At 35.0% G+C, this 25,412-nt stretch carries 22 protein-coding genes and 1 other annotated feature; of the genes, 17 read left to right on the plus strand and 5 right to left on the minus strand.

Going from position 1 to position 25,412, the window contains the following annotated elements:
• Positions 1 to 15: 15 nt before the first annotated feature.
• Positions 16 to 241, plus strand: a binding site (T-box leader).
• A gap of 56 nt (positions 242 to 297) precedes the next feature.
• A complete protein-coding gene (tyrS, locus tag AXY_RS04705; protein WP_015009645.1) occupies positions 298 to 1,560 on the plus strand; it encodes a tyrosine--tRNA ligase in 1,263 nt (420 codons plus the stop codon).
• A 489-nt stretch (positions 1,561 to 2,049) separates the two neighbouring features.
• On the opposite strand, the gene rpsD is transcribed toward tyrS, so the two are convergent.
• Entirely contained in the window at positions 2,050 to 2,652 is a 603-nt protein-coding gene (gene rpsD / locus AXY_RS04715) for a 30S ribosomal protein S4 (protein WP_015009646.1), read from the minus strand.
• A 492-nt stretch (positions 2,653 to 3,144) separates the two neighbouring features.
• On the opposite strand from rpsD, the gene AXY_RS04720 reads away from it, so the two are divergent.
• Positions 3,145 to 5,004, plus strand: coding sequence for a sensor domain-containing diguanylate cyclase (locus tag AXY_RS04720; RefSeq protein ID WP_015009647.1), 1,860 nt, complete (start codon positions 3,145 to 3,147; stop codon positions 5,002 to 5,004).
• Positions 5,005 to 5,568: 564 nt separating this feature from the next.
• Here AXY_RS04720 and AXY_RS04725 read toward each other — a convergent pair.
• A complete protein-coding gene (locus AXY_RS04725; protein ID WP_015009648.1) occupies positions 5,569 to 6,060 on the minus strand; it encodes a GAF domain-containing protein in 492 nt (163 codons plus the stop codon).
• A 187-nt stretch (positions 6,061 to 6,247) separates the two neighbouring features.
• On the opposite strand from AXY_RS04725, the gene ezrA reads away from it, so the two are divergent.
• The 9 genes from ezrA to AXY_RS04770 all read left to right on the plus strand — a co-directional run bounded on the left by ezrA (position 6,248) and on the right by AXY_RS04770 (position 14,758).
• Entirely contained in the window at positions 6,248 to 7,948 is a 1,701-nt protein-coding gene (gene ezrA, locus AXY_RS04730) for a septation ring formation regulator EzrA (RefSeq protein ID WP_015009649.1), read from the plus strand.
• 13 nt (positions 7,949 to 7,961) lie between these two features.
• A complete protein-coding gene (locus tag AXY_RS04735; RefSeq protein ID WP_015009650.1) occupies positions 7,962 to 8,360 on the plus strand; it encodes a hypothetical protein in 399 nt (132 codons plus the stop codon).
• A gap of 204 nt (positions 8,361 to 8,564) precedes the next feature.
• Complete coding sequence (locus tag AXY_RS04740) at positions 8,565 to 9,704, plus strand: cysteine desulfurase family protein (RefSeq protein ID WP_015009651.1); 1,140 nt, start codon at positions 8,565 to 8,567, stop codon at positions 9,702 to 9,704.
• A 6-nt stretch (positions 9,705 to 9,710) separates the two neighbouring features.
• Complete coding sequence (thiI, locus tag AXY_RS04745) at positions 9,711 to 10,913, plus strand: tRNA uracil 4-sulfurtransferase ThiI (RefSeq protein WP_015009652.1); 1,203 nt, start codon at positions 9,711 to 9,713, stop codon at positions 10,911 to 10,913.
• 111 nt (positions 10,914 to 11,024) lie between these two features.
• Entirely contained in the window at positions 11,025 to 11,225 is a 201-nt protein-coding gene (locus AXY_RS04750) for an alpha/beta-type small acid-soluble spore protein (RefSeq protein WP_015009653.1), read from the plus strand.
• 150 nt (positions 11,226 to 11,375) lie between these two features.
• Complete coding sequence (locus AXY_RS04755; RefSeq protein WP_015009654.1) at positions 11,376 to 11,876, plus strand: DUF2953 domain-containing protein; 501 nt, start codon at positions 11,376 to 11,378, stop codon at positions 11,874 to 11,876.
• Between the two features lie 20 nt (positions 11,877 to 11,896).
• Positions 11,897 to 12,334 (plus strand): GerW family sporulation protein, encoded by a 438-nt coding sequence (gene ytfJ / locus AXY_RS04760; protein ID WP_015009655.1) that lies wholly within the window; start codon positions 11,897 to 11,899, stop codon positions 12,332 to 12,334.
• A gap of 146 nt (positions 12,335 to 12,480) precedes the next feature.
• On the plus strand, positions 12,481 to 13,443 hold the full coding sequence (locus AXY_RS04765; protein ID WP_015009656.1) for a class I SAM-dependent methyltransferase: 963 nt from the start codon (positions 12,481 to 12,483) through the stop codon (positions 13,441 to 13,443).
• A gap of 118 nt (positions 13,444 to 13,561) precedes the next feature.
• The gene (locus AXY_RS04770) at positions 13,562 to 14,758 is read left to right on the plus strand and encodes an acetate kinase (RefSeq protein ID WP_407919030.1); all 1,197 of its coding nucleotides are present in this window, start codon (positions 13,562 to 13,564) and stop codon (positions 14,756 to 14,758) included.
• Positions 14,759 to 14,828: 70 nt separating this feature from the next.
• On the opposite strand, the gene AXY_RS04775 is transcribed toward AXY_RS04770, so the two are convergent.
• Entirely contained in the window at positions 14,829 to 15,278 is a 450-nt protein-coding gene (locus AXY_RS04775) for a universal stress protein (RefSeq protein ID WP_015009658.1), read from the minus strand.
• Positions 15,279 to 15,484: 206 nt separating this feature from the next.
• Here AXY_RS04775 and AXY_RS04780 point away from each other — a divergent pair, with 206 nt between their 5' ends.
• Together AXY_RS04780 and AXY_RS04785 are read left to right on the plus strand one after the other, a co-directional pair.
• The gene (locus tag AXY_RS04780; RefSeq protein WP_015009659.1) at positions 15,485 to 16,798 is read left to right on the plus strand and encodes a DRTGG domain-containing protein; all 1,314 of its coding nucleotides are present in this window, start codon (positions 15,485 to 15,487) and stop codon (positions 16,796 to 16,798) included.
• A 21-nt stretch (positions 16,799 to 16,819) separates the two neighbouring features.
• Positions 16,820 to 17,761: a DHH family phosphoesterase gene (locus AXY_RS04785; RefSeq protein ID WP_015009660.1), complete on the plus strand. Its 942-nt coding sequence runs from the start codon at positions 16,820 to 16,822 to the stop codon at positions 17,759 to 17,761.
• A 70-nt stretch (positions 17,762 to 17,831) separates the two neighbouring features.
• Here AXY_RS04785 and ytrI read toward each other — a convergent pair whose 3' ends face one another.
• Positions 17,832 to 18,335, minus strand: coding sequence for a sporulation membrane protein YtrI (gene ytrI, locus AXY_RS04790; protein WP_015009661.1), 504 nt, complete (start codon positions 18,333 to 18,335; stop codon positions 17,832 to 17,834).
• Positions 18,335 to 18,667 carry a YtrH family sporulation protein gene (locus tag AXY_RS04795; protein WP_015009662.1) on the minus strand — a complete coding sequence of 111 codons (333 nt, stop codon included), beginning with the start codon at positions 18,665 to 18,667 and terminating at the stop codon, positions 18,335 to 18,337. The genes ytrI and AXY_RS04795 overlap by 1 nt, the downstream gene beginning before the upstream one ends.
• 163 nt (positions 18,668 to 18,830) lie before the next feature.
• Here AXY_RS04795 and dnaE point away from each other — a divergent pair, with 163 nt between their 5' ends.
• The 4 genes from dnaE to AXY_RS04815 all read left to right on the plus strand — a co-directional run bounded on the left by dnaE (position 18,831) and on the right by AXY_RS04815 (position 25,399).
• Complete coding sequence (gene dnaE / locus AXY_RS04800) at positions 18,831 to 22,139, plus strand: DNA polymerase III subunit alpha (RefSeq protein WP_015009663.1); 3,309 nt, start codon at positions 18,831 to 18,833, stop codon at positions 22,137 to 22,139.
• 243 nt (positions 22,140 to 22,382) lie between these two features.
• On the plus strand, positions 22,383 to 23,537 hold the full coding sequence (locus AXY_RS04805) for an NAD(P)-dependent malic enzyme (protein WP_041450266.1): 1,155 nt from the start codon (positions 22,383 to 22,385) through the stop codon (positions 23,535 to 23,537).
• A gap of 51 nt (positions 23,538 to 23,588) precedes the next feature.
• On the plus strand, positions 23,589 to 24,455 hold the full coding sequence (gene accD / locus AXY_RS04810) for an acetyl-CoA carboxylase, carboxyltransferase subunit beta (protein ID WP_015009665.1): 867 nt from the start codon (positions 23,589 to 23,591) through the stop codon (positions 24,453 to 24,455).
• Entirely contained in the window at positions 24,452 to 25,399 is a 948-nt protein-coding gene (locus tag AXY_RS04815) for an acetyl-CoA carboxylase carboxyltransferase subunit alpha (protein WP_015009666.1), read from the plus strand. The genes accD and AXY_RS04815 overlap by 4 nt, the downstream gene beginning before the upstream one ends.
• Positions 25,400 to 25,412: the final 13 nt, after the last annotated feature.

Consider the following 25,412-nt stretch of genomic DNA (forward strand, 5'->3'; position numbering starts at 1 on the left):
AGTTAACAATATATATTTTTTGCGATGAAGGAATCCAGTAGTTTTATTACCGCTACGTTTAAGAGAGCTGATGGTTGGTGTAAATCAGTGTAAGTAATAAAGCGAATTACAATTCTTGAGCTGTTTCTTTTATACATGGCATTTTACGGTATAAAAGACGGTACGGGGTGTACCGTTATCAAATAGAGTGGCAATTTATATTGCAACGAGGGTGGTACCGCGAGTAGATCTCGTCCCTTTTTTAGGGATGTGATCTACTTTTTTATTTGAATTTAATTCTAAAAAGGAGAATGACTAATGGATATTATTAAAGATCTAGAATTAAGAGGACTTGTTCAACAAACAACAGATTATGAAGGCTTAAAAAAGCATTTAGCTGAAAATGTAGTGACTTTGTATTGTGGTTTTGACCCAACAGCAGATAGTTTGCATATTGGTCATTTAGTTCCTGCATTGATGTTAAAAAGATTTCAACTAGCAGGGCATCGTCCAATTGCGCTTATTGGTGGCGGAACTGGCATGATTGGTGACCCGAGCGGTAGAACGAGTGAACGTCAATTAAATGATGCTGAGACAGTAAACTATTTTAGTGAGCAAATTGAGAAGCAACTTGCCAAAATACTTGATTTTGATGATGAAGAAAATGGAGCGATCGCTAAGAATAACGGCGAGTGGTTAGGTGAGTTGAAAATCATTGATTTCTTACGTGATACTGGTAAGCATTTTGGTGTAAATTATATGCTAGCAAAAGATTCTGTTCAATCACGCCTAGAGCAAGGAATTAGCTTTACTGAATTTAGTTACATGATTTTACAATCATATGACTTTATGAATTTATTTGAGCGAGAAAATTGTACACTACAAATTGGTGGTAGTGATCAATGGGGGAATATTACGGCTGGTATGGAATTGATACGCCGGACACGTGATGAAGAAGTAAAAGTCTTCGGTCTTACTGTACCGCTAATTACGAAAGCAGATGGTACTAAATTTGGTAAAACAGCTGGGGGAGCAGTTTGGTTAGACCCTGAAAAAACAACTCCATATGAGTTTTATCAGTTCTGGATTAATACAGATGATCGTGATGTAATCAAATTCTTGAAATACTTCACATTCCTATCACATGCTGAAATCGAGGCTTTAACTGAAGAATTAGAAAGAGCACCAGAGAAAAGAATTCCTCATAAACGCTTAGCAGAAGAGTTAACAATTCTCGTCCACGGAGAAGAAGCTTTACGTCAAGCAGAGCGCATTACTGAAGCATTATTTAGTGGTGACATCAAACAACTAAATGCCGAAGAGATTAAACAAGGGTTTAAAGATGTTCCTAACGTAGAAATGACAAAAGAAGCAAAACCATTAGTAGATCTATTAGTTGAAGCAAAAATATCTTCATCTAAACGCCAAGCTAGAGAGGATATCTCGAATGGCGCGATTTACATCAATGGTGATCGCCAACAAGATCTCCAATACGAATTATCAGATGATGATCGAATTGATGGTCAGTTCACTATTATTCGACGAGGAAAGAAAAAGTACTTCCTAATTAAATTTATCTAACTGAAAAATAGAATTAAATCCTTCAGGAGTTTAAGTGCTAATAACAACTTCTGAGGGATTTTTGTATGCTTAAAAATCTTTTATTATTTTTCTATTGTGGGGATAATAAAGTTATAAAATCATTAGGAGGAAAAATAGTGATTTGTCCTAGGTGTAAAAGTGAACGTATTAATGTTCAAGCAGTCAATCATATTAAAAGTAAGGGTAAAGGATGTATCTACTGGTTATTCATAGGTTGGTGGCTTGAAATGATTATGTGGATATTCTTTACATTGCCATGGTTAGTCATAAAAATAATTAAACCTAAAAATTATTCGCAAAAGATGAGTAAGCATGCAGTCTGTCAGAATTGTGGCCATAGTTGGAGAGTTAGATAAACTTCTAAAATAAAGTAGAGCATACTCGGTTTAAAAAATATATAGTGGTTATTAATAATAAAAAACCTTGAACACCGATTTAAGATGTTCAAGGTTTTGATTATTGAATCTATTAACGTGAGTACCACTCAACGATAAGAGCTTCGTTAATTTCTGCTGGTAACTCAGAACGTTCTGGGTAACGTGAGTATGTTCCTTCTAAATTATCTGCATTAAAAGTTAAATACTCAGGTACAAATGCGTTAGCTTCAATTGATTCTTGAATAATTGTAAGCTTACGTGATTTTTCACGAACGCTAATTGTTTGTCCAGGTTGTACTAAGTAAGATGGGATGTCAACACGGCTACCATCTACAAGGATGTGTCCGTGGTTAACTAATTGACGAGCTTGGCGACGAGTACGTGCTAAGCCTAGGCGATAAACGATATTATCCAGACGTGATTCTAAAAGGATCATAAAGTTTTCACCGTGAACCCCTTTAAGTTTAGCAGCTTTATTGAAAAGTGTTCTAAATTGACGCTCATTTAATCCATACATGAAGCGTAATTTTTGTTTTTCTTGAAGCTGTAAACCATATTCACTTAATTTTGTACGTTGGTTAGGACCATGTTGTCCTGGTGCGTAAGGACGTTTTTCTAATTCCTTACCTGTACCTGTTAACGAAATTCCGAGACGACGAGACTTTTTCCATACAGGACCTGTATATCGAGCCATAGTGCATTCTCTCCTTTATATTAAAATTTGCATAAACAAGATACTGTGTTCCATTATCGCTTGACATTTTATTTTCATGTACCATCGCTCCAGCAGCAGAGAGTTACACGATACACCTTACTAATGAAGTATCTTCAATATTTAGACGACGCGGTAGTCGATTGAAGATGAATTGTAAGGAATAAAATGAACAACCGGTGGTTCACATAGGCTACCTTTTTTACACAAAGTCTATTATATGATTTTCTGCGTATGAAGTCAACAATTTTCAAGTTGATAATTATTGAACATTGATAAGGAAAAAAGTCACGGATATATTTTTAACGCTAATATCGCCCTCAACATTAATGATATCTAAGAGTTTTGATGATTTTAGTCGAAAAATGTAGTAAGTATAAAATACTGTTTTTTTAGTAGGCAATTTGTAATATTTCGGTTATAATGAATAAAGAACAAACAGGATTATATACATGAGGCGGGTGGAAGTGGTTAATGAAATCATATACGCTAACTGACGATCATGAATTATTCATCTATGACCCAAAGCGATACTATAAGAATAGTGAATGGCTAAATGCAATATTAAAACAGATGAAATTGTTGTTGAATGTGAATAGTGTAGCTTTATACTTATTTGACTTTTGGGCAGATCAATATACCTGTGTTCAATCGATAAGTGATGACGAGATAGAATTACCCCATCATCTACCAATGTCGATTCTAAACAAAGTCCATCAGTACAAAAAGTTGTCGACTAAATCAGCTCAATTACTGATGGGAGATAATGAGTTTGAGCGAATTGCAATCGCTAGCTTAGAAGAAGATGGCGATGTATTTGGGTACTTTTTATTTTTCGCCAAAGATAAGCATCAACTTGCGAGTGATAAAAAGCACTACATCACTCAAATCGTGAAAGATATGGAATTAATTATTTATGAAATGAGAAAAGCTCGTCAATCAGTTGCGCAAGCCAATAAGTATGAAAATATGTATAATATCACCCAGAAATTTCACTCATCTATGAACCCGCGAGATGTATTGGCTGAAATAACTGAAATTATCTACTCAATTTATCCTAACTTCAAATGTGAACTATATTTATCAAAAAACTATCAAGAAGATTTATCCTTACCTATAAAAGAATTTATTTATAATGAGCGATATGCTGATAAAGCAAGTGCGCAAGCATTCTTGACAGGAAAATTAAAGATTGAGTCGACGAATGATTCAATCACACTCTATGCTCCCTTTAATGGGAAACAGGGTGTCTACGGTGTCATGCAGTTAACTTCAAATGAAATCAGTCATATACCAAATAGTGAAGTAGAGTTTATTCGCCTATTAGCTAATACTGCTGGTAATGCACTTGAAAATGCTCAGTTATATCAACAGTCCAATTTCTTAATTCAAGATTTACAATTAATCAATACATTTGCACACGAATTAAATAAATTAGAATGTTTAACATCAATTACTCAATTTATTAGAAAACAATTCCGTTCTTCTTTTAACGCTGAAGAAGTAGGTTTTGTATTAATAAATGATCTGGGAAAATATGAAATAGAAGATGCATCAACTTCATTCTTTCATTCTGTAAATAATACTGAACTTATTACATTTTTACTTGATAAAGTGAAGAATGAAAAAGAAGCAATTTTCATTAGTGATTTCAAAGATCGTTTTGAGGATGTTTTGTTACCTTTTAGCTCCGTTATCTTGTTACCAATGGTACAGACAGATCATTTAATTGGAATCATAATTGTCTTACATTCGGATTCATATTATTTTACCTTTGACCAATATAAATTGATGATATCACTTGTGCAGCATTCGACGCTCGCCTTTGACAACATCATTTTACGTGAAAAACTAGAGCAATCTGTCATCACAGATTACTTAACGAAACTATACTCTCGGGAATATTTAGATGAGAAGTGTCAGGAGCATTTGAATGTCGATGAACAAGGCGTGTTCTTGTTAATAGACCTTGATGACTTTAAGCTTGTCAATGATTCATTTGGTCATGATGTTGGAGATATGGTCTTAATTCAAGTATCGAATATTATTCGACGCGAAATTGATGGACAAGGATTTGCTGCTCGGTGGGGTGGCGAGGAGCTTGCAATTTATCTACCAGAAAAAAATATGCAGATGGGAAGAGTCCTTGCAAATAAATTACTTTCATTAATTGAACAGTCTACAAAGCCAAGAATCACCGCTTCAATCGGTCTCGCACACTGGGACCATACAATGAAATTAACGTTAGATGAGCTATTAGATAAAGCTGACCAAGCGCTATATCGAGCAAAGCGTCTAGGGAAAAATCAATATCAAATCATCTCAAATTATTAAAAAACAGACAAAATGAGGTTGTACAATATATAACGTTGGTGAGTTTGAAGACTTACTAACGTTATATTTTTATTTTAAGTATATTTAATTTAATTGCTCACGTTATAAATCGCAGTTAGCCGAACCACCGCGTTCCATGGACACGGCTTTTAGCTAACTCAGTTAAGAAAAGTCACATACGGTTATCGTAATTTTTATAATTTCAAGAAATGAATTTTGATTCACCTCAAGTTTAAAGCAATAGAAACAAATTTGAGTAAAAAATGCAAATAGAAACACGATATGAAGCAGCCATTTAATTTAGAAGTGAAAAACAGCAGGTGAAATACACGAGACTCCTGCGGGAATAGCACGAGCTGAAGATCCACTAAGGCAAGCGCTCTTTGCTTGCCTTAGTTAGCTGAAGCCGTGCCCGCGGAAAGTGAGTGTATTTCACCTGCGGTGAACAAGTTGTATCTTTATTAAAACTAACATAAATCTATTCTCGACTAATTATAAAACCTACCAACACTATTTGACAATGAACCCAAAATGATCACAACCTCATTTTGTTTGTTTTTTCATTCAAATAATTTCAGGAAGATATGCCATAAGCTTTTCGCAAAATTGCTCAAGATGAATCTGATCTTGTTTAGTGAAACGATTCTTTTCTGGACTATCAATATCTAATACACCAATTACTTTTTTATTTTTAAAGAGCGGAATCACAATTTCAGATTGGCTTCGTGCGTCACAAGCGATATGACCAGGAAATTGATGAACATCTGCTACAAGTTGTGTTTTTTCCTCTGCTACTGCAGTCCCACATACACCTTTACCAATATCAATTCTCACACACGCTGGAAGACCTTGAAATGGTCCTAATACTAATTGATCTTCTCTCAATAGATAGAATCCAACCCAGTTAATCCGATCTAAAAATTGATTTAATAAAGCTGCACTGTTAGATAAGTTTGCGATTGGATCTGACTCGTCTTCAATAAGAGCTTCTAGCTGCTTAATTAATAATTGATAATTTTTTTCTAGTGATTGACTGTACTCAATTTGTTCAAACATGGTATAAAACCCCCTATATATAAAAAATTAGAATATATTTGTGCCAAAAATCGATTAATTTTGATTTTTTTTAGCAAAATCTTTGCTGTTCATGGTATGATAATTATAACTATGACATAATTAAGTTAAATTAACAATTAATATTACATAACAGGATTGAATGTCGAGGTCACTGAGGAGGATTAACATGGTTGCCTATATTATAGGGTTCATTCTCATTATTATAGCATTAATTATTACTGGACTTATTTTCAGAAAAATTATTTATGATCGTGTGGATAAATTAGAAGCTTGGAAATTAGATATTATGAATCGAAATGTTACGGCAGAACTTCAGCGAGTTAAAGCGTTGCGACTAGCTGGTGAGACCCAAGAAAAATTTGAATCTTGGAAAGATAATTGGGACCGTATATTAACACAAGAGTTGCCAGATATCGAGGAATATCTTTTTGATGCAGAGGATGCTGCGGATCGATTTAGAGTACCAACTGCTAATAGGATATTAGAAGCAGCTGAGAAAATTTTAAACGATACTGAAAAAGTTATTGAGAATATGTACAGCGAATTAGATGATTTACTTGACTCCGAAAAGCAAAGTCGCAAAATTGCAGAAGAAGTGGTGCCACACATAAGAAGCCTAAGAAATTTATTATTGCAGGATTTATATGCTTATGGGGCCGCAGAAGCGCGATTTGAAGAAGAAATTAACAAGTGCCAATTAAAGCTTGAGCATTTTTATTATGAAACGGAACAAGGGAATTACTATGAAGCGCATCAAATAATTACAAATCTCCAACAAGAACTCAATGATCTTGAGGAACGCTTAGAAACTTTCCCGGCTATTTATCGTCAGTGTAAAGTAGAACTACCGGATCAAATTCATCAATTGAAAAATGGAATTGAGCAGATGAAGGCTGATGGTTATCAAATTGAACACCATAACTTCCAAAAGGAATTACGTGATTTAGAAGAGCAACTTTCTGTATATGTAACACGAATTGAAGAACAAGATGATCAAACCGTTTTTGACTTTGTGGCGACAATCGATGAACGCATTTCAGAAATTTATCACATCCTCGAGGAAGAATCGAAAGCTAGAAATTATGTTGATAAGCATTTGCAGAATTTCGAGAAGTTAATTGAAGAAGTTGTTGATGAGTTTAAATTAACGGATGAAGAAGTAACAGAATTGCAAAAGACATATTACTTAGAGGGCAGCGATCTAGAACTTTATGAGAACTTAGAGAAATGGATCCACCAATTAGAGCGTCAACATATGAAAATAAAACAAGATCTAGCTGATGAACAACAAACATACACAGCATTAAAAGACGAATTGGAGACAAATTATCAAGATCTCCAAAAATTAAAAGAGGTTCATCAAGAATTTAAAGAACAAATTAGTACAATTCGTAAAGATGAGATTGAAGCAAAGGAAAAAATTACAGTACTTAAGCGCGATTTATTTGAAGTGAATCGCCATATTGAAAAGAGTAATTTACCTGGTATCCCTTCATTCATATGGAATCAAATGGATGATGCGAGTGAGAAGTGTGAACGTGTATTAGAGAAATTAGCTGAAGAACCTTTAGATATGGGACAAGTCAGTCATTGTTTAAATGAGGCAACATCATCAGTAGAAACTTTAATAAAGCAAACAGAGACAATGATGGAGCAGGCTTACTTAATTGAACGCATCATTCAATATGCGAATAGATATCGTAGCCAGTATCCAGTTTTATCAGCGCGACTGTCTGAGGCAGAGAAATTGTTCAGAGAGTGTCAATATGAGCAATCATTGGAAATTGCCTCTGAATCGTTAGAGGAAGTAGAGCCAGGTGCTTTGCGACGCCTTGAAGTTAAAATTAATGTGAAGATCCCAAGTTAAGGAGGGAATACAGATGCGAGTTATATCTGTATTTAGTATCGCTATTTTAGCAGTTAGTATTTGGTCATTATTTTTTACTATTTTTCATCTTAATAATGAAAACCAACAAGATACGATAGCAACGGAAGAAATTACAGAAGAAATTCAAGAACTAAATGAAGAAGAAGCGCTAGATGAGCGCGAAAAAATTGAGCAGGAAGTTAAATCAAAAGTAGAAGAATTAGTTCAGACTAATGATCAAGCTGAAAAATCAGTAGACAAAGTAACACATTCAACACAAACTACTGAAAATAAACCGGAGGACTTGGTAGCGAGGGCAAGTAGTCCTTACAACGATATTTTATACGATTTCGAAAAGGACAACCCTGTATCAGTCGATGATTTACTTGATTTACTATCTTTAGTTGAATAATTAAATCCCAGCGTGAGCTTGGGGTTTTTTTATGTCTTAATTTAGAGCATATTTTAACACTCCATATTTTAACACTCCATATTTTAACACTTATGATCTTTCTATTTAATTTATCAATTGATTATGATAAAATAATTCATTGCATAAGAACGTAATAATTCATGATGATCCAATAATAAAGATAAAAGATTGAAGGGGAAAAAGATGATCTATTTTGATAATAGTGCTACAACAGAGCCAAATGAAGAAGTTTTAGCTACTTTTGTTGAAGTGTCAAAAAGGTATTATGGTAATGCTTCATCAGCTCATCAGCTAGGCCTAAATGCAGAACAGTTATTAAGAAAATCTTATCAACATATTAGTCGATTACTATCAGTTAAACCGACAGAAATTATTTACACTTCTGGGGGAACAGAAGGAAACAATTTAGCGATAAAAGGAATCGCGCTTGCCTATCAAAGTCGAGGTAAACACTTAATTACTACGTCAATCGAGCACCCTTCAGTTTTAAATCCATTTAAAGCATTAGAAGAATTGGGTTTTGAGGTTACTTATTTACCAGTCGATCAGTCTGGTATCGTATCAGTTGACGATTTAAAGCAAGCCTTACGTGATGATACCATCCTTGTCAGTGTCATGCATGTTAATAATGAACTCGGGACAATTCAACCAATCCGAGCAATTGGAGAAGTGTTAAAGAATAGAAAGTACACCTTTTTCCATGTTGATAATGTTCAAGGGTTTGGGAAAGTTGAGTTAGATTTAAAAGCAAGTTATGTTGATCTAGCAACAATCTCTGGTCATAAAATTCACGGCTTAAAAGGGACAGGTCTTCTTTATCAGAGGGAAGGTGTCCGACTGTTTCCATTGTTACATGGTGGTGGACAACAGGATAATCGTCATTCGGGAACGGAAGATATTGCCGGGATTGTCTCATTAGCAAGGGCAATGCGACTAATCTTAGAAAAGCAAACTAATCAAGTTATTCAATTAAGACAACTGAATCAATTACTCCGTGAGAGGCTAAATGAAATTGAGGATGTTGTGATTAACACACCAGAAGATCAAGCACCACATATTATCAATTTCTCAATTCCTGGTTTTAAACCGGAAATAATCTTACACGCATTAGAGGAACGTGGAATTTATGTATCAACACAATCTGCGTGTTCATCTAAAAAGGCAGATGAAAGTTCTGTACTAAGGGCTATTCATTTACCACCAAATCAAAGAAATTCAGCCCTTAGAATTAGTTTTTCATATCAAAATACGCCTGATCAGGTCGACAAATTTGTTCAATCATTAAAAGCAATAATTACAGAATTAAAACAGGATATGAGGTAAATAATAATGTTATATGATCATATAATTTTAAAATATGGGGAAATTTCCCTGAAACAAAAAAACCGCAAAGAATTTATTTTTCAATTACATCGAAATGTAAAAAAGCTTCTTAAAGCATTTACTAACCTTGAGATTAAAAGCTCAAGAGACTGGATTACAATTACACTGAATGGTGAAGATCCAGAAGAAATTATTCCGATTTGCCAACGTATATTTGGTATTCAAAATATCAGTGTGGCCATGAAGGTAAGTAATGACGTAGAGTCGATTAAAGAAGCGGCTCTATTTGCGTTGAAAGAAGCAGAAGATGTTAAAACATTTAAAATATCTGTTAGAAGAGCCAATAAAAAATTCCCGCACCGTTCTCCTGAAATGAACCAAATCCTAGGTGCGCACTTATTATCAAATACAGACGGATTTAAAGTTGACGTTCATCATCCAGATTTAGAACTTAAGGTAAATATCCGAGAAGATCACACATTTATTACGTCAAAACAATATCCAGGAGCGGGTGGATTACCTGTTGGATCGTCAGGTAGCACATTATTACAGCTATCTGGTGGAATCGATAGTCCAGTTGCTGGCTATTTAGCGATGAGTCGAGGTCTTAGAATAGAAGCGATTCATTTTCATTCACCACCATATACTAGTGACGGAGCTAAACAAAAAGTACTTGATTTAGCTCGCAAACTTGCAGAGTATGGTCATGATATCAATATTCATATTGTTCCATTTACTGCAATGCAACAAAAAATCCATCGTGAAATCCCATTCGGGTATTCAATGACAGTCATGCGCAGAATGATGCTACGCATTAGTGAAATTGTTGCCTCAAAACGAGGGATTCTCTCGATTGCGACAGGTGAAAGCTTAGGGCAAGTAGCTAGTCAAACCCTAGAGAGTATGCATGCGATTAATGCTGTGACATCATACCCAGTAATACGACCGCTTATTACAACGGACAAAAATGAAATAATTGAGATCGCAAAAAAAATTGACACATATCCGATCTCGATTCGTCCATTTGATGATTGTTGTACAGTTTTTGTACCGCGATCACCAAAAACAAAGCCGAAAAAAGATAAAGTTGAATATTATGAAAATCAACTAGATTTAACTAAAGAGCTAGATGAGCTGTTAGCAAATATTGAAGTTGTTCAGGTCAGCTCTAGTGCTCAAGCGAAAGACACTTTAGATGAATTGTTCTAGTATGGGCGGTAATCTCAGCCTAAGTATGTAACAACTACCAACTAAATTTTTGTATGAAACCTCTGAATCTGCACAATCTAGAAATGCATCAAGGAGGAGGTGAATACAGAAATGGCAAATAACAATAGTAATCAATTACTTGTACCTGGTGTAAGTCAAGCACTTGATCAAATGAAGTATGAAATTGCACAAGAATTCGGTGTAACGCTCGGCCCTGATACAACTTCACGTGCTAATGGTTCTGTTGGTGGTGAAATTACAAAACGTCTAGTACAAATGGCAGAACAACAATTAAGTGGACAATCAAATTAATTTAAATCAATAATAAAATAAAGGATAGTACTGAATTTTAGTACTATCCTTTTCTTCATTTTAAGAATGAATTTCCTCACTTCAGGTCATAATTGAGTTAGAGGTAATCGTTATTTACTTGGATATTGTCCGAAAGGTAGGAACGTTCTCATGATTTGGCTAATATTGATTATTATTTTTCTAGTTATAGTTTTATCTTTAAGTTTATTCCTACCTCTCGTTTGCCAACTTTCAATATATCTCACACATGAGATTGAAATTGAAATTAGCGTAAAGCTGGCGAAGATTCAAGTTTACTCAAAAACAATCGAGTATTCTTTAGAAGCTGTAATAGATGAGATAATTCCAAAACTCTTTAATAAAGAACTGCCAAAATCATCAATTCAATTTAATAGGTTAAAACTAAACCAACTAACATGGTACTCAACGATAGGATTAGAAGATGCAGCGATTACGACATTAAGTGCAAGTGGATTATGGTTAATTAAAGGAATGGCTTGTCAATATATATTTTCCTTAATGAATCAACCAAAGGATTATCAATATCAAGTAAAGCCAAGCTTTGATCAATTCGTTATTCAATCTGAGTGTGAATGCATAATATCAACACCACTTTGGCAAGCTATTTATATGAAATATAAACGACAATAAGGAAAAGGAGATCGAGAAAAATGCATCAACAGCACCCAATTGAAGGGTTAATGTCTGAAACAATGGAACAATTAAAACATTTAATCGATGTAAGGACAATTATCGGTGAACCAATTCAAACAGCTGACGGCAGTACGATCATTCCAATATCAAAGGTTAGTTTTGGCTTTGTGGCAGGGGGAAGTGAGTTTTCTAGTCAACAGAATAGCTCAAACGATGAGAGTCAAGGCAACCAAGGTGAATCTGAATTACCATTTGGCGGTGGTAGTGGTGGCGGTGTATCAATTACACCAATTGCTTTTTTAGTTACCCATAGACAAGGTCATGAAATTATCCACTTGCATGATCGTATTCATTTATATGATAAGTTGTTTGAAGTAGCACCACAGGCAGTAGATAAAATTAAAGAAATGTTAGCGGATCGAAAAAGTGAAAAAGAAGATAGTAGAAAGTCTTAACCCATAGCGCTAACGATACTCTTAAAAAGACTCTTGGTTTTATCAATTGATAAATTCAAAAGTCTTTTTTTACGCGAAGGGTAAATTTAATGTTTTTTTGTTGGTTTATGTTATACTATATTACTGGGTAGAGGAGGAGAGCGAATTTGATTGAACAGCATTTTAATCAATTAGACGTGATAGTAGAAGAACATGCAAACCAAAAAACACAAAATTATTTAGATAGCTTAATTGATGTTTTAGAATTGACTTTAGCTGATAAAGATCAAATATCGGACCAATCTTTGTTTGAAAAAGTGAAGCAACTACAATTTGATCAATTAGAGAAGGATCAAATTCGTAAAGTAATTGAATTAGCTAGCCTCAAAGGACTACAAGGAGCTGTTCAAACGCAACATTTGATTACACCAGATACAATTGCGAGTTATATGGTTTATCTGATTGAAAAGATTTTTCCTAAAAGACAGGAATTAAGGATATTTGATATTGTTTCAGGATCAGGAAATCTGCTTACAGCGGTAATGAATCAGTTAGAACGTACAGTTCATGCCTATGGTAGTGAAGTTGATCCTACTTTGATTGAGTTAAGTGTATTAAGTGCAAATTTACAACAAAATGTGATTGAATTTTTCCATCAAGATAGTTTGCAACCTTTTTTACTAGATCCAGTTGATTTAGTAATTGCTGATTTACCAATTGGTTATTACCCTGATAATGATCGTGCAAAATCATTTAAAGTCTATGTCGAGGATGAACATACATACGCTCATCACCTACTAATTGAACAAAGTTTAAATTATACAAAAGAAGCAGGTTTCTGTATTTTTGTTATTCCAAACTCACTGTTCTCTAGTGATCAAGCAACTCAATTACACGCGCTCATTCATCAGTCGGCTCATGTTGTTGGTTTATTGCAATTACCTAATACGATCTTTAAATCAAAACAAAATGCAAAAAGTTTATTTGTTCTACAGAAAAAGGGGAAAGATACAAAAGCGCCTAAAGAAGCGTTATTAGCACAGTTGCCGTCATTTAAAGATTTGCAGGCAACAGAAAATATAGTCGCTAAAATGAATCAATGGTTTAAAGAGGCAGGATACGATCAATAAAATTTGTTCGAAAATGCCGAAAAATGAATTGCGTTCTAGTTGCATTTTATATTGTTTGTTCGTTAATATAGGGTAGGTAAGAAAAATTGATTAAATAGGTATTTGAAAGGATAGGATAATGTTGTATAAAGTATTATCAATTAATGCTGGGAGTTCGTCGTTAAAGTTTCAATTGATTGAAATGCCAGGAGAAAAAGTGTTAGCAAAAGGATTAGTAGAGCGTATTGGACTTGAAAATTCAATTTTCGGTTTAAGCTATGGAGATAAAGAGGATGAGCAAGTTTTAGACATCCCAAATCATGATAAAGCTGTACAATTACTTTTAGAAAACTTGCAAGCATCTGGTGTTATTAAGTCACTAGATGAAATTGATGGTGTTGGACACCGTGTTGTGCATGGTGGAGAGAAATTTAGTGATTCTGTATTAGTTACAGATGAAGTATTAGAAGAAATTGAAAAGGTTTCTGAATTAGCTCCATTACACAACCCAGCAAATATTACTGGTATTAAAGCATTTAAAGAAGTATTACCAAATGTTCCAGCAGTAGCTGTGTTCGATACTGCTTTCCACCAGACAATGCCAGCTGAATCATATCTGTATAGTTTACCGTATGAATACTATGAGAAATATGGTATCCGTAAGTATGGTTTCCACGGAACAAGTCATAAATATGTATCAGAGCGAGCTGCAGAAATGTTAGATGAGCCACTTGATCGATTACGTTTAATTACTTGCCATATTGGAAATGGTGCAAGTGTTGCAGCAGTTGAAAATGGTAAGTCAATTGATACATCAATGGGCTTTACACCACTAGAAGGTGTAACAATGGGGACGCGTTCAGGAAGTCTAGACCCTGCGCTTATTCCATATATTATGGACAAAACAGGTAAAGACGTTAACGAAGTTCTACAAGTTCTTAATAAAGAAAGTGGAATGTTAGCTTTATCTGGTTTTTCTAGTGATTTACGTGATATTGAGAAGGAAGCAAATGAAGGAAACGAACGTGCTATTTTAGCATTAAACATCTTTGCTGATCGTATCCATCAATACATTGGCTCATACGCTTCAAAAATGAACGGTGTAGATGCAATTGTATTTACAGCTGGTATTGGTGAAAATAGTGTCGTTGTTAGAAAATTAATTTTACAAGGACTAGAGTTCATGGGTGTTTATTGGGATCCAGTTCTAAATGAGACTAGAGGTAAGGAAACAATGATCAACTATCCTCACTCACCAGTTAAAGTATTAGTAATCCCAACAAACGAAGAAGTTATGATTGCACGTGATGTTAACAGATTAGCACTTCAGAAATAAAAAGAGACGGCGGGACACCAATAAAATTGGTTTCTCGCCGTTATTTTTGTGGGATTTTACTTAGATATCATCAATCATCAGAACGAATGACAAGAACATCGCATGGTGCATATCGAACGATATTTTCAGAAACACTACCGATTAAGAAGCGTTCAACTGCATTTAATCCCGTAGCGCCACAAATAATTAGATCAGCTTTAAATGCTTTTGCGACATGCTTAGGAATTCTTACTTTGGGAGAGCCATAGTCGATATGGGTTTTGACGTTTGTGAGTCCTGCTGCCTCTGCTTGTTGTTTGTAATCGTTAAGTAATTGTGTTGCATAAGTTTCAGATCGATTGATCATCGTCTGATCATATGTTTCTGCCGTTGAAATGGTCTTAGTATCGACGACATGCGCAATAACTAAATTAGCATTGTTACGCTTACAAACCATTAAAGCCTTTTTAAAAGCTCTTAATGAAGCTTGTGAACCATCAATGGCAACGACAATGTTTTTATAAGTCTCATCTAATAACATCATAATCACTCCCTGACTTTTATACTGATAATATACCACAACAGCCATAAAACTAAACAACTGTTATAGTCAAACGTAAAAAAATTAACTCAGTTAGCATAAAAATAAGCTGTTTTTAAGCATGAATTGATACTTTACATAATTAACTGTATAATAACACTAATTCAAATTTTAGTGGTACAGATTCTTAAGGACAGGTGATAAACGTGGCGACAAAGCACGAGCAAATATTGAAACACATTGAAACATTAAGCGTTGGAACTAAGATCTCAGTTAGACAAACTGCTAAAGATTTAAGTGTAAGTGAAGGAACTGCTTATCGAGCAATTAAGGAAGCAGAAAACCAAGGATTAGTTAGTACAATTGAGCGAGTTGGAACGATCCGAATCGAACAGAAAAGTAAAGAGAATTTTGAGCATCTGACATTTGCTGAGATTATCGGTATTGTAGACGGCCAAGTATTAGGTGGTCGAGACGGACTTCATAAGACATTACACAAATTTGTAATTGGCGCTATGAAAAAAGATGCTATGCTACGTTATTTAGAAAAGGACTCATTACTAATTATCGGAAATAGAACTGATGCACATCAGCTTGCTTTAGAAAAGGGTGCTGCTGTCTTAATTACCGGCGGGTTTGATACAGCAGAAGATATTAAACGCTTAGCTGATGAATTAAAGTTGCCGATTATATCAACGAGCTATGACACATTTACCGTGGCAACGATGATTAACCGAGCGATTTATGATCAGTTAATTAAAAAGGAAATTGTCCTTGTAGGTGATATATATACGCCATTAAGCAAAACTCACTACTTAAATCGTAATGACACTTTAGCGAAATGGTATCAATTAAATCAAGAAACGACTCACACACGCTATCCAGTAGTTGATGATCAGAATAAAGTGGTCGGTATTGTAACTTCTAAAGATGTAATTGGTAAAGGTGAAGACACTTTAATTGATAAAGTGATGACTAAAGCACCGAAAACAGTCTTTAAGCAAACATCACTCGCATACGCTGCCCATATGATGATTTGGGAAGCGATTGAACTTGTTCCAGTAGTTGAGCAGAATCATCAATTAATTGGCTTGATTTCAAGACAAGATGTTTTAAAAGCGCTACAACATGTGCAACGTCAGCCACAAGTAGGAGAAACGATAGATGATATTGCAACAAGTGGATTTTCAATGCAACAAGATGGTCATCAAATCTCTTTTAAAACAAAGATTACGCCGCAAATGACAAATGCCTTAGGTACTTTATCAAATGGTGTGTTTGTTTCTTTTGTGTCAGAAGTTTGTACGCGACTCATTACAAACATGAAAAAGGGTGACTTAGTAGCAGAAAATATTTCAGTCTATTTTATTAGGCCGGTACAAATAGAAAGTGTTGTCGAGATCATTCCGAAAGTCCTTGAAATTGGCCGTAAATCGGTAAAAATAGATGTTGAGCTTTATCATGAAAAAGATATCGTTGGTAAAGCAGTGTTAATCGGTCAATTAATTGAAAGGTATTAAGAAGGGAAGGTTATTTAGTAAATGAACGTTACAGCTGAAATTAGAGAGAAAATTAAACAAAACGATAAAATAATTATCCATCGTCATGTCCGCCCAGACCTAGACGCTATTGGTTCTCAGGTCGGATTGGCAACGTGGATTAGGGACAATTTCCCTGAAAAACAAGTTTATTGTGTAGGAGAAGATGATCAATCATTAAGCTACTTAGCGACGATGGATCAAATCGAAGATGACACATATAACGATGCACTAGTTATCGTCTGTGATACTGCGAATCATCCACGAATTGACGATGATCGATATCACTTAGGTAAAGAAATCATTAAAATTGATCACCATCCAATCGTTGATCAGTACGGTCATACCAATTGGGTTGATACAGAAGCAAGCTCAACTTCAGAAATGATTTATCAATTAATTACCGAAAATCATGATCAAGAATATAAGTTAACAACAAAGGTTGCACAATTAATTTATGCTGGAATTATTGGTGATACGGGTCGGTTTTTATTTCCAAGTACAACGCCGAGAACATTTGAAGTTGCATCGGAATTAGTTAAGTATCCATTCGATCGTTCGGAAATCTATCAGAACCTTTATGAACTTGAACCTCACATTGCGAAGCTACAAGGCAGGTTACTTGATCAGTTAGCAATTGATGAGACAGGTGTTGTTGGCATCAAGCTAACGAAGGAGTTGTTAGATAAGTATCAAGTAACTGTAGATCAATCGAGTTCGTTGATTCAAGTCTATGGCAATATTAAAGGGATTAATTGCTGGGCAATGTTTGTTGAGGAAGATGATCAAATTCGTGTTCGGATCCGTTCCAAAGGGAAGAAAATTAATCATGTAGCTGAGCAGTTTAATGGCGGAGGTCATCCTCTAGCATCAGGTGCAACTGTATATAGCTGGGAGGAAGCGGATCAACTTTTAGCTACATTAAAGCAAGTTTGCAGTAAATAATTGATATGCTGGGAAATGCTATTTTGATAATCAATGATGCAAATTGAATCGAAATATTTCCCAGCTTTCATTACCTTGCTTTATCAAGCTCTATATGAATTTCACTGTGTTCATTAATAAACAGATGCTTAACTTTAGCCTGGTAGGAGAAATCATCAACTTTATATGGTTTATTTTCAACTGTGCGAATTAGCAACGGGTAATGCTCTGTCAACGTTGTAACTTCTTTACCGAGTATTACATTTACTTCATTTCTTAATAGCTCCTGTAATTCATGTAAACTAAAACGATCTAGTTTAAATGTTTCAGCATTAGTAATTTTAATCTCAATTGAATGGACAGTTAATTTTTCTTGATACTTTTGATTTAGATCAGACATTTTCTGTTCTAAAGTTTGGTAAGCTAATTGTAACTCTTGTTTCTCTATTCTCAATTGCAAATTTTCTTCAATGCGTTTTTCTAATAGTTGACCGTACATATAAATAAAGACGAAATAACTTAAAAGAGCGCCAACGAAAAGACCAGCCAAAAATCGCTGCCAATTTTTATTCTTATAATATGGTACTAGATGCATTAGCTTAACTCCTCTTGTGTAAACCATTCAATCACAAAAAGTGCAACCTGAACACCGCCCATAGCAGTAATAATGACTAATATTTGCTTAATAATATCAATTGTAGAACCTTGCATAAGCCCACGCTCAAAATTTGAAATAACATCAAACGTTCCACCAATTGCGGCAACAATCGCCCAGATTCTGAGACTTTTTGCGATTCTTGCGATCGATGTTAAGGGTGGTTCCCCACTGGCAAACGCCCCGATACTCCCAATAAAGGCCCCACCAATTATGACACCTAGTGCGAGGAAAAAACATTGAATAATAGTAGCGAAAAAACGTTCTTCCATTGCTTTACTCCTTTATCTTCGTTTCCGAGTCCTTAATTGTGCTATATGACTATATTTCATTGTATGTTTAATCGTTTGTGTCTATGTTTTTATTTTTTTTCAAACGTTGAAACTTCAGCTATAATGAAGTCAGTAAGTTCTTTTTAAAAAGGAGGTCGTTTTCATGTCGTTTGTTCATTTACAAGTTAAAAGTGGCTATACTTTTATGCATAGTACAATAAATTTGGATCAACTAGTTAAAAAAGCCAAGCAAGATAAGATGACGGCGATTGCGCTAACTGATCATAACGTCCTTCATGGTGCGATTGAATTTTATCAAGCGTGTAAAAGAGAGAACATTAAACCTATAATTGGAATGGAAACGAGTGTTGTGATAAACGATCGGGTTAATGAGCTCATTATTTTGGCTAAGAATAATCATGGTTATCAATCTTTACTCAAAATCTCCAGTCTAATTCAAACGAGTGATGTCAAACAAATATCATTTAATGATTTATCAACCATTTTAACTGATTGTCTGATTATTTTACCGATCGGATCAACTAGTTTAAAAGGGTTAATTCAAAATGGTGACATCAACGCCATTCAAGGATTTCTAAATATGTGGCCAGTTAGACCTGTCGTTGGTGTGACTCGCTTTGAGCTCGATTTAATTCAAATATTACATAAAAGTGGTGTAGATTTAGTAGCGCTTGGTGATGTTCGTTATTTAGAACAAACCGACCAACAAGCCTATCGCTACCTTAGAGCAATTGATCAAAAAGAAAAAATATTTGTTAAAGAAGATCAGCCTTATCGACATTTTTTCACTCAGAGTGAAGCAAGCTCATATTTTCAAGCATATCCTGATTTACTCAGTCAAACAGTAAGGATTGCCGAACAATGTGAAGTATCATTTGATCTTGGTCAAAATCATTTACCTAAATTTCCGGTACCAGAAGGCTATTCTTCAGCATCTTATTTAAAACAATTGTGTCTTAAGTCATTAAATGAAAAATATTCAAATCAAATGAGAGAAAAAGCACAGCAACGGTTAGACTATGAACTATCTGTCATTGAGAAGATGGGATTTAGTGATTATTTCTTAATTGTATGGGATTTTGTTCGGTTTGCTAAAAGTAAAGGTATTTTAGTAGGGCCAGGTCGAGGTTCAGCTGCAGGATCATTAGTCGCTTATTTATTATCGATTACTGAGATCGATCCAATTGAATATAATCTATTATTTGAACGATTTTTAAATCCGGAAAGAATCTCGATGCCGGATATTGATATTGATTTTTCAGATTACCGTCGTAATGAAGTGATTGAATATGTAAAACAAAAATATGGACACCAGTCAGTGGCTCAAATCGGCACATTCGGCTCATTTAAAACACGTTCAATTATTCGGGAACTTGCAAAAGCATTTTCATTACCGAAAGTAGATCTAGATTTTATTCTAGGAGAAATACCTGCGCAAGGGGCAGGATCAATTACGCAAGCTGTTAAGGCTTCAAAAGCATTATTAGATTATATTCAAAATCATGATCATTTAAAAGATTTTTTCAAAGTGGCAAGAATATTGGAAGGTCTACCTAGAAATATGTCTACACATGCTGCAGGGGTTATTATCCATGATCATCCATTAGTCGATTTTGTTCCACTAATTTCAGATGGTTCTGGTAATCAACTGACGCAGTTTTCAATGAATGATGTAGAACGAATTGGTTTACTGAAGATGGATTTTTTAGGATTACGTAATTTAACAACGATTGAGCGGATTCTAAAAATGGTTTCGCGATATGATGCTAAAGAGATAGATTTAGAGCAAATTCCATTAGATGATCAGAAGACTTATGCTATTTTTCAAACTGGACAAACAAACGGTATTTTCCAATTTGAATCACAAGGGATGAAAAGAGTATTAACACGCCTAAAACCAACACAATTTGAAGATATTGTAGCTGTTAACGCACTGTATCGTCCAGGGCCAATGGACTTTATTGATACGTATATAAATCGTAAACATAAACGGGAAAAAGTTAACTTTCCTCACAATGATTTAATCCCGATTCTAGCAACAACGTATGGTGTACTGATTTATCAAGAACAAATTATTCAGATCGCACACCGTTTTGCTGGTTTTAGTTTAGGTAAGGCCGATTTATTACGCCGAGCCGTTTCAAAAAAGAATCATGATGACTTACAGGGTTTAAAATCTGACTTTATTAATGGAAGTGTATCACGGGGCTATACAGCAGATCTTGCTGAAGAGTTATTTTCTTGGATTGTCAGATTTGCCAATTATGGATTTAACCGTAGTCACGCAGTTGCATACAGTAAGATAGCGTATCAGTTAGCTTATTTAAAGGCCAATTATCCAGTCTATTTCATTACAGAATTACTAAATACGGTAATTGGTGACCAGTCAAAAACGATCGAGTATTTTAAAGAAGCTAAGCAGAAAAAAATTAAGCTACTCCCGCCATCAATTAATAAAAGTCATTATTATTATCAACCTGATCACGGTCATATTCGAATGGGCTTATCATCGATTAAAGCAATCGGCTATCCAATCGTTAATGAGATTATTCAAGCGAGACAGCAAGGAAGGTTCAAGAGTTTATTTGACTTTTGTATGCGTGTCTCACTAAAAATTGTTAATCGTGGTGCAATTGAAACTTTAATTTTAGCAGGAGCTTTTGATGAATTTGGTATTGAGCGTGCTTCTTTATTAGCATCTGTTGATCAAGCGATTGAGCAAGGTGAGCTGTTTGGTGGACTTGAAGGAGAAGACTCATTATTTGGAGATGCATTAAACTTGGAAGACGATTATCAAAAAGTTGAACCATTTGAATTATTAGAAAAGCTCAGCTTTGAAAAGGAGTTACTCGGAGTTTATATCTCTGACCACCCACTTGAAGTGAATCGTCGTCATTTACGAGCGAATGGAATTATGGATTTCCACTATTTCTATCAACAAGAGCAGGTGAAAGACATTCGTTTTGCTACATTAATCCAAGATATTAATCAAATTCGCACGAAGCGCGGTGATTCAATGGCGTTCGTAAAGCTTACTGATGAGAATTTTGAAGTAGACGGTGTTATTTTCCCTAATTTATATCGGGAAGTAAAGGTGATGTTAAGTGAACAGATGTTTTGTCTTGTAACGGGTAAAAAGGACATCCGTAATGGCAAAGAACAACTAATTATTGATCAAATTACACCACTAGATTTAGCTGAGATCAGTTCGATCGACTCTCATTCAGCTCGTCTATATTTACAAGTAGCTGATGCCGCTAAACTAAAATTAGCTATTCACACATTGGAACGACTAGCTCGACGTCATCCAGGTCCGATTGAAATTATTGTTCATCAGAAAGATCAAAATCAAACATTTAAGTTATCGGAGCAATATTTTATCTCAAATCATTATGAGGTACTAAATGAATTGAAAAAACAATTCGGCACAGAGAATGTTGTGCTTAAATAGATTTCATTCCCTTGATTTACGGAAGAAATGGAACTCAACACTTAGTTAATTAATGAGTTCCATTTCTATTTATTAAGCGGTGAATAAACTGTTTTTTCTAAAAATAAGCTCTTGTTATTTACACCAGGTACTAATTTGGTATAATAGAGAAGTTAATTCAATAAATCGTTAATATACAAAATGATATAGAAAATATGAAGGGTGCGGTTTAGATTGACAAATTTAAGAGAAAAAGCATTAAAAATGCATCGAGATCATCAAGGAAAGTTAATGGTTGAATCAAAAGTAAAGGTAACAAACTCTGAGGATCTAAGTTTAGCATATTCTCCAGGAGTAGCAGAACCTTGTTTAGAAATTAATAAAGGTAAAGAGAATGCATATTTATATACAATGAAAAGTCATATGGTCGCTGTTGTATCAAATGGGACCGCAGTACTAGGATTGGGTAATATTGGAGCTCAAGCTGCATTACCGGTTATGGAAGGTAAGGCTGTCTTGTTTAAAAATTTTGCTAATGTAGATGCGTTTCCAATTTGTCTTGATACCGCTGATCCAGATAAATTAATTGAAACAGTTGAAATGCTTGCGCCAAACTTTGGCGGAATAAATCTTGAGGATATTGCAGCTCCGGATTGTTTTTATGTCGAAGAAGAATTGAAGAAACGATTAGATATCCCAGTTTTCCATGATGATCAACATGGAACAGCTATTGTTACTGTAGCTGGTTTAGTTAATGCACTCAAATTAGTAAATAAACAGACAGATCAAATTAAAGTTGTAATTAATGGCGCAGGTGCTGCAGGTATTGCGATTGTTAAATTACTAAATAAATTTGGTGTAAATCAAATCGTTATTTGTGATTCGCAAGGTGCGATTTATCAAGGTAGAGAGTTTGGGATGAACCCCATTAAAGAAATGATTGCTAAAGAAACGAATCAGCAGATGGAAACAGGTGATTTAAGATCTGTCATGAAAGGTGCAGACGTTTTTATCGGTGTATCTTTAGCTAACTTAGTTGATCAAGAAATGGTTCGTTCAATGAATGATGATCCGATTATCTTTGCAATGGCAAACCCAAATCCTGAAATCATGCCAGAAGATGCCCTAGCAGCAGGAGCAAGAATTGTAGGTACGGGTCGATCTGATTATCCTAATCAAGTAAATAATGTACTTGCTTTTCCAGGAATCTTTAAGGGTGCGTTATCCGTTATGGCAAATGAAATCAATGATGAAATGAAGGTTGCAGCAGTTCATGCGATTGCTGGGATTATTGCTGAAGCTGACTTAACAGAGAACTATATCATTCCGGATCCATTCGATCAACGAGTGGCAGTAGCCGTTAGTCAAGCAGTTGCAAAAGCAGCCATAGAAACTGGAGTTGCTAAACAAATTAAGTAACTTTGAGTTATTTATCAAATCCAGAAAATCTTGATATGAGGGGGACTCAGGATGCCTTTTAAACGTATTTTTAAGAAACAGCGAAAATATGCGACAATTCCAACAGAAAAAGCAAAACAAGATATACCAGAAGGTCTTGTGGAAAAGTGTTCGTATTGCTCTAAGATTTTTTATGAAAAAGAATGGAAAAATAATCTTCGCGTTTGTCCATCCTGTGGAACACATCATAAGATGACGGCTTGGGAGAGAATTGCAAGTATTGTTGATGATATTGACAGCTTTGATGAGTGGGACGCTGAATTAGTCACTGATAATCCACTTAATTTCCCAGAATATCAACAAAAACTAATTTCAGATCAAAAGAAAACAGGCTTAAATGATGCTGTTGTAACAGGAAAAGGCACAATTAATCAATTTGAAGCAGTCCTAATTGTAATGGATCCTTTTTTCCGCATGGCTAGTATGGGAGCAGTAGTTGGTGAGAAAATTGCACGAGCGTTAGAACGAGCAAAAGATGAAAACTTACCTGTAATTATATTTACTGCCTCTGGTGGAGCTAGAATGCAAGAGGGGATGATTAGTTTAATGCAAATGGCAAAAACAGCATTTGCAATTGATCGCTTTGATCAAGCAGGTGGTTGTTTAATTGTGGTGATGACTAATCCAACAACAGGCGGCGTGACAGCAAGCTTTGCTTCAATTGGTGATTATCACTTTGCAGAGCCAAATGCTTTAATTGGTTTTGCCGGACGAAGAATTATCGAACAAACAATTCGCGAAAAGCTTCCTGATGATTTCCAAACAGCAGAATTTCAATTGAAACAAGGTCAAATTGATCGAATTGTTAAACGACCAGAATTAAAGCAGTTCTTAACAACAGTACTTGACCTACACGCTGTAGGGGGTGAACGGACTTGAAATATATTTTAGATTTCGAAAAACCAATCTATGAATTAAAAGATAAAATAGCTGAATTAAAACAGATGGCTGAAGAAAGTGAACTTGATTTAACAGAAGATATCAGTCGTCTTGAGATGAGGCTAGTTAATTTAGAACAAAATGTTTATCAAAATTTATCACCATGGGATCGAGTCCAAATTGCTAGACATCCAGAACGCCCGACAGCGTTAGACTATATTCAAGAGCTTTTTACTGATTTTATTGAGCTACATGGAGATCGTTTATTCCGTGATGATCCAGCAATAATTACAGGTATTGCGAAATATAAAGGATTACCAGTTACAGTAATCGGTCAACAAAGGGGAAAGAACACAAAAGAAAATATTTACCGTAATTTTGCAAGTGCGCATCCAGAAGGCTATCGTAAAGCATTAAGACAAATGAAATTAGCAGAGAAATTTAATCGCCCGATTATTTCATTTATTGATACAAAAGGAGCTCATCCAGGTAAAGGTGCAGAAGAGCGCGGCCAAGGTGAAGCGATTGCTAGAAACTTAAAAGTTATGGCACAACTTGCTGTTCCAACACTGTCAATTGTGATTGGCGAAGGTGGAAGTGGTGGTGCATTGGGTGTTGGAGTTACGGATCATATTTATATGCTGGAAAATTCGATTTACTCAGTAATTTCACCAGAAGGTGCAGCGAGTATTTTGTGGAAGGATGCCACTAAAGCAAAGGAAGCAGCAAAATCGTTAAAGCTAAATGCTAAAGATTTAAAACAAATGAATATTATTGATGATATTATCCCAGAGCCAAAGGGCGGGGCTCATCGAGATTTTCAATTGCAAGTCGCATACTTAGATCTTCATATTAATAAATCATTAAAATACTTACAGGGCCTACCTAAAGATCAGTTGATTGAAAAACGTTGGCAAAAGTATAAAAATATTGGCAGTTTTTAAGTATATTTAATAA

Origin of the sequence: Amphibacillus xylanus NBRC 15112, assembly GCF_000307165.1 — a bacterium.
Lineage (GTDB): Bacteria > Bacillota > Bacilli > Bacillales > Amphibacillaceae > Amphibacillus > Amphibacillus xylanus.

Excerpts from the sequence above, each read along its gene's own strand:
- tyrS (WP_015009645.1), top strand. The coding sequence starts at position 298 with ATGGATATTATTAAAGATCTAGAATTAAGAGGACTTGTTCAACAAACA.
- rpsD (WP_015009646.1), bottom strand. The coding sequence starts at position 2,652 with ATGGCTCGATATACAGGTCCTGTATGGAAAAAGTCTCGTCGTCTCGGA.
- AXY_RS04720 (WP_015009647.1), top strand. The coding sequence starts at position 3,145 with ATGAAATCATATACGCTAACTGACGATCATGAATTATTCATCTATGAC.
- AXY_RS04725 (WP_015009648.1), bottom strand. The coding sequence starts at position 6,060 with ATGTTTGAACAAATTGAGTACAGTCAATCACTAGAAAAAAATTATCAA.
- ezrA (WP_015009649.1), top strand. The coding sequence starts at position 6,248 with ATGGTTGCCTATATTATAGGGTTCATTCTCATTATTATAGCATTAATT.
- AXY_RS04735 (WP_015009650.1), top strand. The coding sequence starts at position 7,962 with ATGCGAGTTATATCTGTATTTAGTATCGCTATTTTAGCAGTTAGTATT.
- AXY_RS04740 (WP_015009651.1), top strand. The coding sequence starts at position 8,565 with ATGATCTATTTTGATAATAGTGCTACAACAGAGCCAAATGAAGAAGTT.
- thiI (WP_015009652.1), top strand. The coding sequence starts at position 9,711 with ATGTTATATGATCATATAATTTTAAAATATGGGGAAATTTCCCTGAAA.
- AXY_RS04750 (WP_015009653.1), top strand. The coding sequence starts at position 11,025 with ATGGCAAATAACAATAGTAATCAATTACTTGTACCTGGTGTAAGTCAA.
- AXY_RS04755 (WP_015009654.1), top strand. The coding sequence starts at position 11,376 with ATGATTTGGCTAATATTGATTATTATTTTTCTAGTTATAGTTTTATCT.
- ytfJ (WP_015009655.1), top strand. The coding sequence starts at position 11,897 with ATGCATCAACAGCACCCAATTGAAGGGTTAATGTCTGAAACAATGGAA.
- AXY_RS04770 (WP_407919030.1), top strand. The coding sequence starts at position 13,562 with ATGTTGTATAAAGTATTATCAATTAATGCTGGGAGTTCGTCGTTAAAG.
- AXY_RS04775 (WP_015009658.1), bottom strand. The coding sequence starts at position 15,278 with ATGTTATTAGATGAGACTTATAAAAACATTGTCGTTGCCATTGATGGT.
- AXY_RS04785 (WP_015009660.1), top strand. The coding sequence starts at position 16,820 with ATGAACGTTACAGCTGAAATTAGAGAGAAAATTAAACAAAACGATAAA.
- ytrI (WP_015009661.1), bottom strand. The coding sequence starts at position 18,335 with ATGCATCTAGTACCATATTATAAGAATAAAAATTGGCAGCGATTTTTG.
- AXY_RS04795 (WP_015009662.1), bottom strand. The coding sequence starts at position 18,667 with ATGGAAGAACGTTTTTTCGCTACTATTATTCAATGTTTTTTCCTCGCA.
- dnaE (WP_015009663.1), top strand. The coding sequence starts at position 18,831 with ATGTCGTTTGTTCATTTACAAGTTAAAAGTGGCTATACTTTTATGCAT.
- AXY_RS04805 (WP_041450266.1), top strand. The coding sequence starts at position 22,383 with ATGCATCGAGATCATCAAGGAAAGTTAATGGTTGAATCAAAAGTAAAG.
- accD (WP_015009665.1), top strand. The coding sequence starts at position 23,589 with ATGCCTTTTAAACGTATTTTTAAGAAACAGCGAAAATATGCGACAATT.